The 12,745-nt window shown below is 65.9% G+C and carries 7 protein-coding genes; all 7 read left to right on the plus strand.

Annotated elements, in window-relative coordinates; genetic code table 11:
• Positions 1-18: 18 nt before the first annotated feature.
• The 7 genes from rplL (at position 19) to fusA (ending at position 12,628) form a co-directional block, all read left to right on the plus strand.
• The gene (rplL, locus tag CPH93_RS19245; RefSeq protein ID WP_093483810.1) at positions 19-405 is read left to right on the plus strand and encodes a 50S ribosomal protein L7/L12; all 387 of its coding nucleotides are present in this window, start codon (positions 19-21) and stop codon (positions 403-405) included.
• Between the two features lie 620 nt (positions 406-1,025).
• Positions 1,026-4,511: a DNA-directed RNA polymerase subunit beta gene (rpoB, locus tag CPH93_RS19255; RefSeq protein ID WP_096213549.1), complete on the plus strand. Its 3,486-nt coding sequence runs from the start codon at positions 1,026-1,028 to the stop codon at positions 4,509-4,511.
• 100 nt (positions 4,512-4,611) lie between these two features.
• Positions 4,612-8,511 (plus strand): DNA-directed RNA polymerase subunit beta', encoded by a 3,900-nt coding sequence (locus CPH93_RS19260; protein ID WP_093483808.1) that lies wholly within the window; start codon positions 4,612-4,614, stop codon positions 8,509-8,511.
• A 242-nt stretch (positions 8,512-8,753) separates the two neighbouring features.
• On the plus strand, positions 8,754-9,233 hold the full coding sequence (locus tag CPH93_RS19265) for a DUF1707 and DUF4190 domain-containing protein (protein ID WP_096213550.1): 480 nt from the start codon (positions 8,754-8,756) through the stop codon (positions 9,231-9,233).
• A gap of 390 nt (positions 9,234-9,623) precedes the next feature.
• The gene (gene rpsL, locus CPH93_RS19270) at positions 9,624-9,995 is read left to right on the plus strand and encodes a 30S ribosomal protein S12 (protein WP_003948652.1); all 372 of its coding nucleotides are present in this window, start codon (positions 9,624-9,626) and stop codon (positions 9,993-9,995) included.
• A 2-nt stretch (positions 9,996-9,997) separates the two neighbouring features.
• Positions 9,998-10,468, plus strand: a complete 471-nt coding sequence (gene rpsG, locus CPH93_RS19275; RefSeq protein WP_004571813.1) for a 30S ribosomal protein S7 — start codon at positions 9,998-10,000, stop codon at positions 10,466-10,468.
• A gap of 39 nt (positions 10,469-10,507) precedes the next feature.
• The gene (fusA, locus tag CPH93_RS19280; protein WP_093483806.1) at positions 10,508-12,628 is read left to right on the plus strand and encodes an elongation factor G; all 2,121 of its coding nucleotides are present in this window, start codon (positions 10,508-10,510) and stop codon (positions 12,626-12,628) included.
• Positions 12,629-12,745: the final 117 nt, after the last annotated feature.

Below are 12,745 nucleotides of genomic sequence, written 5' to 3' on the forward strand. Positions count from 1 at the left end.
AGTGGAAGGACCGCCACCATGGCGAAGCTCAGCCAGGAAGACCTGCTCGCGCAGTTCGAGGAGATGACCCTCATCGAGCTCTCCGAGTTCGTGAAGGCGTTCGAGGACAAGTTCGACGTCGAGGCCGCCGCCCCGGTCGCCGTTGCCGCCGCCGGTGCCCCGGGCGCCCCGGCCGCCGAGGCCGTCGAGGAGCAGGACGAGTTCGACGTCATCCTCACCGGTGCGGGCGACAAGAAGATCCAGGTCATCAAGGTCGTGCGTGAGCTGACCTCCCTGGGCCTGAAGGAGGCCAAGGACCTCGTCGACGGCACCCCGAAGCCGGTCCTCGAGAAGGTCGCCAAGGAGGCCGCCGACAAGGCTGCCGAGTCCCTCAAGGCCGCCGGCGCCTCCGTCGAGGTCAAGTGACTTCACTGAGTCTCCGACTCACGTCCTGAGCGCCTGAGGCGTCAGGGACACCAGCCAAGGGCGATCACCCATGCGGGTGGTCGCCCTTCGGCGTGCTCGTCACAGCTGCATTGCCTCGCGCCTGCGTGCGAGTATGGTGATCTTCGTTGCCCGGACCTGCCCCCATGTGACGATCTCCCAGAGGTGGGGGGCCTTGACGAACCGGACGCGGCGCGCAATTCTCGGGACGCGACGCAGAAGCGATCCAGGGTTCGAGGCATGGATCGCCGACGAAGAGGGAAGCATCGGTGTGCGCCACTGGCGCAGGGCTTTCGGCAGGCGCAGGGCATTGAGAAGAACAAACGAGGGCTTCCTCCGGTGCGGAGGACATGACCTCCCGGAGGGAGAAGATCGGTATCACGGTGCTGAACCGGTCTCCGGAAACTCGCTCTGGACATCAGTGGGCCGAGTGGCTACACTGACCCTTTGCGCTGCCTGTTAGCTGCTCCCTGCCCGTCACCAGGGGCATACCCGAGCCCGAGCAAAGCTGAAGAACCGCCCTGACCTGGGCTCTCCCTCAGTCTGTTCGGTTCGGGACCGGTACGCGCGTAGTGAGTCCGAGCCCTCGGAAGGACCCCCTCTTGGCCGCCTCGCGCAACGCCTCGACTGCCAATACGAACAACGGCGACAGCACCGCCCCGCTGCGCATCTCTTTTGCGAAGATCAAGGAGCCCCTCGGGGTTCCGAACCTCCTTGCGCTGCAGACCGAAAGCTTCGACTGGCTGCTCGGCAATGCCGCATGGAAGGGTCGCGTCGAGGCTGCGCTGGAGAGTGGGCAGGAAGTCCCCACCAAGTCCGGTCTGGAAGAGATCTTCGAAGAGATCTCCCCGATCGAGGACTTCTCCGGGTCGATGTCGCTGACGTTCCGCGACCACCGCTTCGAGCCCCCGAAGAACTCCATCGACGAGTGCAAGGAGCGCGACTTCACGTACGCCGCTCCGCTCTTCGTCACCGCTGAGTTCACGAACAACGAGACCGGCGAGATCAAGTCCCAGACGGTCTTCATGGGCGACTTCCCGCTCATGACCAACAAGGGAACCTTCTGCATCAACGGCACCGAGCGTGTCGTCGTCTCGCAGCTGGTCCGCTCGCCGGGCGTGTACTTCGACAGCTCCATCGACAAGACGTCCGACAAGGACATCTTCTCCGCCAAGATCATCCCGTCCCGGGGTGCCTGGCTGGAGATGGAGATCGACAAGCGCGACATGGTCGGTGTGCGCATCGACCGTAAGCGTAAGCAGTCCGTGACCGTCCTGCTCAAGGCGCTCGGGTGGACCACCGAGCAGATCCTTGAGGAGTTCGGCGAGTACGAGTCGATGCGCGCCACCCTGGAGAAGGACCACACCCAGGGTCAGGACGACGCGCTGCTCGACATCTACCGCAAGCTGCGCCCGGGCGAGCCGCCGACCCGTGAGGCCGCGCAGACGCTGCTCGAGAACCTCTACTTCAACCCCAAGCGCTACGACCTCGCGAAGGTCGGCCGCTACAAGGTGAACAAGAAGCTCGGCGGCGACGAGCCGCTCGACGCCGGTGTGCTGACCACCGATGACGTCATCGCCACGATCAAGTACCTGGTCAAGCTGCACGCCGGCGAGACCGAGACGATCGGCGAGAACGGCAACTCCATCGTTGTCGAGACCGACGACATCGACCACTTCGGCAACCGTCGTCTGCGCAACGTCGGCGAGCTCATCCAGAACCAGGTCCGTACGGGTCTGGCGCGTATGGAGCGCGTCGTGCGGGAGCGCATGACGACCCAGGACGTCGAGGCGATCACGCCGCAGACCCTGATCAACATCCGGCCGGTCGTCGCCTCCATCAAGGAGTTCTTCGGCACCAGCCAGCTGTCGCAGTTCATGGACCAGACCAACCCGCTGTCGGGTCTGACCCACAAGCGTCGTCTCTCGGCGCTGGGCCCGGGTGGTCTCTCCCGTGAGCGGGCCGGTCTGGACGTCCGTGACGTGCACCCCTCGCACTACGGCCGCATGTGCCCGATTGAGACCCCTGAAGGTCCCAACATTGGTCTCATCGGCTCGCTGGCCTCCTACGGCCGGGTCAACGTCTTCGGCTTCATCGAGACGCCGTACCGCAAGGTCGTCGACGGCCAGGTCACGGAGGAGGTGGACTACCTCACCGCTGACGAGGAGGACCGCTTCCTGATCGCCCAGGCCAACGCGAAGCTCTCCGAGGACATGCGGTTCTCCGAGCAGCGTGTCCTGGTCCGCCGTCGTGGCGGCGAGGTCGACCTGGTCCCCGCCGACGAGGTCGACTTCATGGACGTCTCGCCGCGCCAGATGGTGTCGGCCGCGACCGCCATGATCCCGTTCCTCGAGCACGACGACGCCAACCGCGCGCTCATGGGATCGAACATGATGCGCCAGGCCGTTCCGCTGATCAAGGCGGAGTCGCCGCTGGTCGGCACCGGCATGGAGTACCGCTGTGCGGTCGACGCCGGTGACGTCATCAAGGCGGAGAAGGACGGTGTGGTCCAGGAGGTCTCCGCGGACTACATCACCGTCGCCAACGACGACGGCACGTACACCACGTACCGCGTCGCCAAGTTCACCCGCTCCAACCAGGGCACCTCCTTCAACCAGAAGGTCGTCGTGGACGAGGGCGCGCGGGTCATCGAGGGCCAGGTCCTCGCCGACGGTCCGTCCACGGACGAAGGCGAGATGGCGCTCGGCAAGAACCTGCTCGTCGCGTTCATGCCGTGGGAGGGCCACAACTACGAGGACGCGATCATCCTGTCGCAGCGCCTCGTGCAGGACGACGTCCTCTCCTCGATCCACATCGAGGAGCACGAGGTCGACGCCCGTGACACCAAGCTGGGCCCCGAGGAGATCACCCGGGACATCCCGAACGTCTCCGAGGAGGTCCTCTCCGACCTCGACGAGCGCGGCATCATCCGGATCGGTGCCGAGGTCGTCGCCGGCGACATCCTCGTCGGCAAGGTCACGCCCAAGGGTGAGACCGAGCTGACCCCCGAGGAGCGCCTGCTCCGCGCGATCTTCGGTGAGAAGGCGCGCGAGGTGCGCGACACCTCGCTGAAGGTGCCGCACGGTGAGATCGGCAAGGTCATCGGTGTCCGCGTCTTCGACCGCGAAGAGGGCGACGAGCTGCCCCCGGGCGTGAACCAGCTGGTCCGCGTCTACGTCGCCCAGAAGCGCAAGATCACCGACGGTGACAAGCTCGCCGGCCGGCACGGCAACAAGGGCGTCATCTCGAAGATCCTGCCGGTCGAGGACATGCCGTTCCTGGAGGACGGCACCCCGGTCGACATCATCCTCAACCCGCTGGGTGTCCCGTCCCGAATGAACCCGGGTCAGGTCCTGGAGATCCACCTCGGCTGGCTCGCCAGCCAGGGCTGGAAGGTCGAGGGTGTCGAGGAGGAGTGGAAGAAGCGTCTCCACTCGATCTCCGCCGACGAGGTCGCCCCCGGCTCCAACGTCGCCACCCCGGTGTTCGACGGTGCGCGCGAGGACGAGATCTCCGGTCTCTTCGAGTCGACGATCCCCAACCGTGACGGTGAGCGGATGGTCAAGGGCTCCGGCAAGGCGCGGCTGTTCGACGGCCGCTCCGGTGAGCCGTTCCCGGACCCGATCTCGATCGGGTACATGTACATCCTCAAGCTGCACCACCTGGTCGACGACAAGCTCCACGCGCGTTCGACCGGTCCGTACTCGATGATCACCCAGCAGCCGCTGGGTGGTAAGGCTCAGTTCGGTGGCCAGCGGTTCGGTGAGATGGAGGTGTGGGCGCTGGAGGCATACGGCGCCGCATACGCCCTCCAGGAGCTGCTGACGATCAAGTCCGACGACGTGACCGGCCGCGTGAAGGTCTACGAGGCCATCGTCAAGGGCGAGAACATCCCCGAGCCCGGCATTCCCGAGTCCTTCAAGGTGCTCATCAAGGAAATGCAGTCCCTGTGCCTCAACGTGGAGGTGCTGTCCTCGGACGGCATGTCCATCGAGATGCGCGACACCGACGAGGACGTCTTCCGCGCTGCGGAGGAGCTCGGCATCGACCTGTCCCGGCGCGAGCCGAGCAGCGTCGAAGAGGTCTGACGGGAGTTCGGCCGGGGAGCCAGTGATGGCTCCCCCGGCCGGCCCCAGGACCCCCGTTTCAGACCCCAAGACTTACAACCCTGAGAGGGATTGACGCATAGTGCTCGACGTCAACTTCTTCGATGAGCTCCGGATCGGTCTGGCTACCGCTGACGACATCCGTCAGTGGAGCCACGGCGAGGTCAAGAAGCCCGAGACCATCAACTACCGCACGCTCAAGCCCGAAAAGGACGGACTCTTCTGCGAGAAGATCTTCGGTCCGACCCGGGACTGGGAGTGCTACTGCGGTAAGTACAAGCGCGTCCGCTTCAAGGGCATCATCTGCGAGCGCTGCGGCGTCGAGGTCACTCGCGCCAAGGTGCGGCGTGAGCGGATGGGCCACATCGAGCTGGCCGCTCCCGTCACCCACATCTGGTACTTCAAGGGCGTGCCGAGCCGGCTGGGCTACCTGCTGGACCTCGCGCCCAAGGACCTCGAGAAGGTCATCTACTTCGCCGCCTACATGATCACGTGGGTGGACGAGGAGCGCCGTACGCGCGACCTGCCCTCGCTGGAGGCGCACGTCTCCGTCGAGCGTCAGCAGATCGAGCAGCGCCGCGACTCCGACCTGGAGGCCCGCGCCAAGAAGCTCGAGACCGACCTGGCCGAGCTGGAGGCCGAGGGCGCCAAGGCGGACGTCCGCCGCAAGGTGCGCGAGGGTGCCGAGCGTGAGATGAAGCAGCTGCGTGACCGTGCGCAGCGCGAGATCGACCGTCTCGACGAGGTCTGGAACCGCTTCAAGAACCTCAAGGTCCAGGACCTCGAGGGCGACGAGCTGCTCTACCGCGAGCTGCGGGACCGCTTCGGCACGTACTTCGACGGCTCCATGGGTGCCGCTGCCCTGCAGAAGCGCCTGGAGACCTTCGACCTCGACGAGGAGGCCGAGCGCCTCCGCGAGATCATCCGTACCGGCAAGGGCCAGAAGAAGACCCGTGCGCTCAAGCGCCTCAAGGTCGTCTCCGCCTTCCTGCAGACCCGCAACAGCCCCAAGGGCATGGTGCTGGACTGCATCCCGGTGATCCCGCCGGACCTGCGTCCGATGGTGCAGCTGGACGGTGGCCGCTTCGCGACCTCCGACCTGAACGACCTGTACCGCCGTGTGATCAACCGCAACAACCGCCTCAAGCGGCTTCTCGACCTCGGCGCGCCCGAGATCATCGTGAACAACGAGAAGCGGATGCTGCAGGAGGCCGTCGACGCGCTGTTCGACAACGGCCGCCGCGGTCGCCCGGTCACCGGTCCCGGTAACCGCCCGCTGAAGTCCCTCAGCGACATGCTGAAGGGTAAGCAGGGCCGCTTCCGTCAGAACCTGCTCGGTAAGCGAGTCGACTACTCGGCACGTTCCGTCATCGTCGTCGGCCCGCAGCTCAAGCTGCACCAGTGCGGTCTGCCCAAGGCCATGGCGCTGGAGCTCTTCAAGCCGTTCGTGATGAAGCGCCTGGTGGACCTCAACCACGCGCAGAACATCAAGAGCGCGAAGCGCATGGTCGAGCGCGGCCGCACGGTCGTCTACGACGTGCTCGAAGAGGTCATCGCCGAGCACCCGGTGCTGCTGAACCGTGCACCCACCCTGCACCGTCTGGGCATCCAGGCCTTCGAGCCGCAGCTGGTCGAGGGCAAGGCCATTCAGATTCACCCGCTCGTCTGCACCGCGTTCAACGCGGACTTCGACGGTGACCAGATGGCCGTCCACCTCCCGCTGTCCGCGGAGGCCCAGGCCGAGGCCCGCATCCTGATGCTGTCCTCGAACAACATCCTCAAGCCGGCCGACGGCCGTCCGGTCACCATGCCGACCCAGGACATGGTGCTCGGCCTCTTCTTCCTCACCACGGATGAAGAGGAGCGCAAGGTCATCGGTGAGGGCCGGGCGTTCGGCTCGACCGCCGAGGCGATCATGGCGTTCGACGCCAAGGAGCTCTCGCTCCAGGCGAAGGTCGACATCCGCTTCCCGATCGGCACCGTCCCGCCGCGTGGCTGGACCCCGCCGCTTCCGGAGGAGGGCGAGCCCGAGTGGCAGCCCGGTGACAGCTTCCGGCTGCGGACGACCCTGGGCCGTGCGCTCTTCAACGAGCTGCTGCCCGAGGACTACCCGTTCGTCGACTACTCGGTGGGCAAGAAGCAGCTCTCCGCGATCGTCAACGACCTGGCAGAGCGCTACCCGAAGGTCATCGTGGCGGCGACGCTCGACAACCTGAAGGCGGCCGGCTTCCACTGGGCGACCCGTTCCGGCGTCACCGTCGCCGTCTCGGACATCGTCGTCCCGGAGGCCAAGAAGGCCATCGTCGCGGGCTACGAGGCCCAGGACGAGAAGGTCCAGAAGCAGTACGAGCGCGGTCTGATCACCAAGGACGAGCGCACGCAGGAGCTCATCAACATCTGGACCAAGGCGACCAATGAGGTCTCCGAGGCGATGAATGAGAACTTCCCCAAGACGAACCCCATCTTCATGATGGTTGACTCGGGTGCCCGAGGAAACATGATGCAGATGCGGCAGATCGCCGGTATGCGTGGTCTGGTGTCGAACGCCAAGAACGAGACCATCCCGCGTCCGATCAAGGCGTCGTTCCGCGAGGGTCTGTCCGTGCTGGAGTACTTCATCTCCACCCACGGTGCCCGTAAGGGTCTGGCGGACACCGCCCTTCGTACCGCCGACTCCGGTTACCTCACCCGTCGTCTGGTCGACGTCTCCCAGGACGTCATCATTCGCGAGGAGGACTGCGGCACCGAGCGTGGTCTCAAGCTGCGGATCGCCTCGAAGGGTGCGGACGGCGTCCTGCGCAAGGCGGACGACGTCGAGTCCAGCGTCTACGCACGGATGCTGGCCGAGGACGTCGTCGTCGACGGCAAGGTCGTCGCGCCGGCCAACGTGGACCTCGGTGACGTGCTCATCGACGCGCTGGTCAACGCGGGCGTCGAGGAGGTCAAGACCCGTTCGGTCCTGACCTGTGAGTCCGCGGTCGGCACCTGTGCCTTCTGCTACGGCCGTTCGCTGGCCACCGGCAAGCTGGTCGACATCGGTGAGGCGGTCGGCATCATCGCCGCCCAGTCCATCGGTGAGCCCGGCACCCAGCTGACGATGCGTACCTTCCACACCGGTGGTGTGGCCGGTGACGACATCACCCTGGGTCTGCCGCGTGTCGTCGAGCTCTTCGAGGCCCGTACGCCCAAGGGTGTCGCCCCGATCTCGGAGGCGGCCGGCCGCGTCCGGATCGAGGAGACCGAGAAGACCAAGAAGGTCGTCGTCACCCCGGACGACGGCAGCGACGAGATGGCGTACGGCGTCTCCAAGCGTGCCCGTCTCCTGGTCGGCGAGGGCGACCACGTCACGGTCGGCCAGCCGATGACCGTGGGTGCCGTCAACCCGCACGACGTGCTGCGGATCCTCGGCCAGCGTGCCGTCCAGGTCCACCTGGTCGGCGAGGTCCAGAAGGTCTACAACAGCCAGGGCGTGGCGATCCACGACAAGCACATCGAGATCATCATCCGGCAGATGCTGCGCCGTGTGACGATCATCGAGTCCGGCGACGCGGAGCTGCTGCCGGGTGAGCTGGTGGAGCGCACGAAGTTCGAGGGTGAGAACCGTCGGGTCGTGGCGGAGGGTGGCCACCCGGCCTCCGGCCGTCCGCAGCTGATGGGTATCACCAAGGCTTCGCTGGCGACGGAATCCTGGCTGTCGGCCGCCTCCTTCCAGGAGACGACCCGAGTGCTGACGGACGCGGCGATCAACGCCAAGTCCGACTCGCTCATCGGCCTCAAGGAGAACGTCATCATCGGTAAGCTCATCCCGGCCGGTACGGGCCTGTCCCGCTACCGCAACATCCGGGTCGAGCCCACCGAGGAGGCCAAGGCCGCGATGTACTCGGCCGTCGGTTACGACGACATCGACTACTCGCCCTTCGGCACCGGCTCCGGCCAGGCGGTCCCGCTGGAGGACTACGACTACGGTCCGTACAACCAGTAAGCCTGGTCCGTACGACAACGACAGGGCGGCCATCCCTTACGGGGTGGCCGCCCTGCGGCGTGTGGGGCCGGCATCGTGCGGTGTCCCCGCGGTCTTGGGCCGCGCGAGGGAACTCGTCCGCCCATCTCTGCGTCTGTGATGAGAAGATGGGGAGAACTGTCGAGCGGGGGGAGGTTCGCGAAGTGGCATTCCAGCCGTGGCAGGGTGGGCAGCCTGCTCAGCCGTCGAATCAGGTGCCTGTCATGCGTGCCTCGCACGCCGATCGTGAGCGTGCGGTCGATGTGCTCAAGGCGGGATTCGCCGAGGGGCGGCTGCAACAGTCGGAGTACGAGCAGCGGATCACGCGGGCCTACCACGCACAGACCCATGCCGAACTCCAGATGCTGGTCGCGGACCTGCCGCAGGGACCGGTGCCGCAGGCGCAGTTCCTGCCGCAGCGACCGGTGCCGGCGACGTTCATGCCGATGCAGATGCCGCCTCCGGTATCGACGAACGGCTCGGCGACCGGCGCGCTGGTCTGCGGGATCATGACGCCGGTGACGTGGGGGCTGACGGCGATCCCGGCCGTGATCCTGGGACACAAGGCGCGCGCCGAGATCCGCCGTACCGGCGAGCGCGGAGACGGACAGGCCCTCGCGGGGCTGGTGCTCGGCTGGCTGGGCATCGGCGGCTGGTCGCTGTTCTTCCTGCTGTCGGTCCTCCTGGCCGTGGCCCGTCTCTAGGGCCTGCCCGGCGCCTCGGGTGGGCCGTGCGGGGGCAGCAGCGGGCACGCGGTGCCTTCTTCCGTACGGCCGTAGATCGCACTACGGTGGCCGCAACGCCGTGTGGAGTCCGGCGTGTCCTTCGCGTGTGCATTTGTTTTGACCGCAGCCAATGCGGTAGGTACGCTCTGACCTTGTGCCTGGGGTGTCCCTGGGCTGCCGTGCGCGCAATCTCCCGAGCTTTCGGCCGGGAGTGCCCTCAGTACGGAAGCCAGGTTTTGACACCGCAATCTGCCGCCACGCTCGTTCCAGCGAGGGATCGGACTGCAGTATTCGACACACCCGACCGCGTGGGTCGGGGAAGTTCCAGGTTAGCTTTACCGAGACTGGCACACAGAAACCGGAGAAACGGTGCCTACGATCCAGCAGCTGGTCCGCAAGGGCCGGCAGGACAAGGTCGAGAAGAACAAGACGCCCGCGCTCGAGGGTTCCCCCCAGCGCCGTGGCGTCTGCACGCGTGTTTTCACGACCACCCCGAAGAAGCCGAACTCGGCCCTGCGTAAGGTCGCGCGTGTGCGTCTGACCAGCGGGATCGAGGTCACCGCTTACATTCCGGGTGAGGGCCACAACCTGCAGGAGCACTCGATCGTGCTCGTGCGTGGTGGTCGTGTGAAGGACCTGCCGGGTGTTCGGTACAAGATCATCCGCGGCTCCCTCGACACGCAGGGCGTCAAGAACCGCAAGCAGGCTCGCAGCCGCTACGGCGCCAAGAAGGAGAAGTAAGAATGCCTCGTAAGGGCCCCGCCCCGAAGCGCCCGGTCATCATCGACCCGGTCTACGGTTCTCCTCTGGTGACCTCCCTCATCAACAAGGTGCTGCTGAACGGAAAGCGCTCCACCGCCGAGCGCATCGTTTACGGCGCCATGGAGGGTCTGCGCGAGAAGACCGGTAACGACCCGGTCATCACGCTCAAGCGCGCGCTCGAGAACATCAAGCCGACCCTTGAGGTCAAGTCCCGCCGTGTCGGTGGCGCGACCTACCAGGTCCCGGTCGAGGTCAAGCCCGGCCGCGCCGCCACGCTCTCGCTCCGCTGGCTCGTGGGCTACTCCCGCGCCCGCCGCGAGAAGACCATGACCGAGCGCCTCATGAACGAACTGCTCGACGCCTCCAACGGCCTCGGCGCTTCGGTCAAGAAGCGTGAGGACACGCACAAGATGGCCGAGTCCAACAAGGCCTTCGCGCACTACCGCTGGTAGTCGCAACCCACATCGAGACCGAGAGAAGATTGAGCCACTATGGCCACCACTTCGCTTGACCTGGCCAAGGTCCGCAATATTGGGATCATGGCCCACATCGACGCGGGCAAGACGACCACCACCGAGCGGATCCTGTTCTACACCGGTGTTTCGTACAAGATCGGTGAGGTCCACGACGGCGCTGCCACGATGGACTGGATGGAGCAGGAGCAGGAGCGCGGCATCACCATCACGTCTGCCGCGACGACCTGCCACTGGCCGCTGGAAGACGTCGACAACACCATCAACATCATCGACACCCCGGGCCACGTCGACTTCACGGTCGAGGTGGAGCGCTCGCTGCGCGTGCTCGACGGTGCGGTGACGGTGTTCGACGGCGTTGCCGGTGTCGAGCCCCAGTCCGAGACCGTGTGGCGTCAGGCGGACCGCTACGGCGTGCCGCGTATCTGCTTCGTCAACAAGCTCGACCGTACGGGTGCCGAGTTCCACCGCTGCGTCGACATGATCACGGATCGCCTTGGCGCGACCCCGATCGTCATGCAGCTGCCGATCGGCACCGAGATGGACTTCAAGGGTGTCGTCGACCTCGTCACGATGAAGGCCCTGGTCTGGTCGGCCGAGGCTGCCAAGGGCGAGATGTACGACACCGTCGACATCCCGGACACCCACATCGAGGCGGCCGACGAGTGGCGCGGCAAGCTGCTCGAGGCCGTTGCCGAGAACGATGAAGAGGTCATGGAGCTGTACCTCGAGGGCCAGGAGCCCACCGAGGAGCAGCTCTACGCGGCGATCCGCCGGATCACCATCGCTTCGGGCAAGGCCGAGAACACCACCGTCACCCCGGTGTTCTGCGGTACCGCGTTCAAGAACAAGGGTGTGCAGCCGCTGCTCGACGCGGTCGTGCGCTACCTCCCCTCCCCGTTGGACGTCGAGGCCATTGAGGGCCACGCGGTCAACGACCCGGAAGAGGTCATCAAGCGCAAGCCGTCCGAGGACGAGCCGCTTTCCGCCCTGGCGTTCAAGATTGCGAGCGACCCCCACCTGGGCAAGCTCACCTTCATCCGGGTGTACTCGGGCCGCCTTGAGGCCGGCTCGCAGGTGCAGAACTCGGTGAAGGGCAAGAAGGAGCGCATCGGCAAGATCTACCGGATGCACGCGAACAAGCGTGAGGAGATCGAGTCGGTGGGTGCCGGTGACATCGTCGCCGTCATGGGTCTGAAGCAGACCACCACCGGTGAGACCCTCTGTGACTCCGCCAACCAGGTCATCCTGGAGTCGATGGAGTTCCCGGCCCCGGTCATCCAGGTCGCCATTGAGCCCAAGTCCAAGGGCGACCAGGAGAAGCTGGGTGTCGCCATCCAGCGTCTCGCCGAAGAGGACCCCTCGTTCCAGGTGCACACCGACGAGGAGACCGGCCAGACCATCATCGCGGGTATGGGCGAGCTGCACCTCGACGTGCTGGTCGACCGTATGAAGCGCGAGTTCCGGGTCGAGGCCAACGTCGGCAAGCCGCAGGTCGCCTACCGCGAGACCCTGCGCAAGCCGGTCGAGCGTCTCGACTACACGCACAAGAAGCAGACTGGTGGTTCCGGCCAGTTCGCGAAGGTGCAGATCGCGATCGCGCCGCTCGAGGGCGACGGGTACGAGTTCGAGAACAAGGTCACCGGTGGCCGTATCCCGCGGGAGTACATCCCGTCCGTGGACGCGGGCTGCCAGGAGGCCATGGAGTTCGGTGTTCTCGCCGGCTACCCGCTGACCGGTGTCAAGGTCACGCTCCTCGACGGTGCCTTCCACGAGGTCGACTCGTCCGAGATGGCGTTCAAGATCGCCGGTTCGATGGCCTTCAAGGAGGCCGCCCGCAAGGCCTCCCCGGCCCTGCTCGAGCCGATGATGAAGGTCGAGGTCACCACGCCCGAGGACTACATGGGCGACGTGATCGGCGACATCAACTCCCGCCGTGGTCTGATCCAGTCCATGGAGGAGCGCAGTGGCGCCAAGCTCGTCGTGGGCCTGGTTCCGCTCTCGGAGATGTTCGGCTACGTCGGAGACCTCCGCAGCAAGACGTCGGGTCGCGCAAGCTACTCGATGCAGTTCGACTCCTACGCCGAGGTTCCCCGGAACGTCGCCGAGGAGATCATCGCGAAGGCCAAGGGCGAGTAAGTCCCGTCTCCCGAGAGTCGGAACACGCTTTAGGCTTGACACCGTCTGACGGGGCAATCCCCGCATCCGTGAGGATTGCCCCGTCAGCCGGCACCCCAGCAAAGATCACCTGGCGCC

The organism is Streptomyces sp. 2323.1 (assembly GCF_900221035.1).
Taxonomy (GTDB): Bacteria; Actinomycetota; Actinomycetes; order Streptomycetales; family Streptomycetaceae; genus Streptomyces; species Streptomyces sioyaensis.

Coding starts and splice junctions, on each gene's coding strand:
- rplL (WP_093483810.1), top strand. CDS start 19: ATGGCGAAGCTCAGCCAGGAAGACCTGCTCGCGCAGTTCGAGGAGATG.
- CPH93_RS19265 (WP_096213550.1), top strand. CDS start 8,754: ATGCGTGCCTCGCACGCCGATCGTGAGCGTGCGGTCGATGTGCTCAAG.
- rpsG (WP_004571813.1), top strand. CDS start 9,998: ATGCCTCGTAAGGGCCCCGCCCCGAAGCGCCCGGTCATCATCGACCCG.
- fusA (WP_093483806.1), top strand. CDS start 10,508: ATGGCCACCACTTCGCTTGACCTGGCCAAGGTCCGCAATATTGGGATC.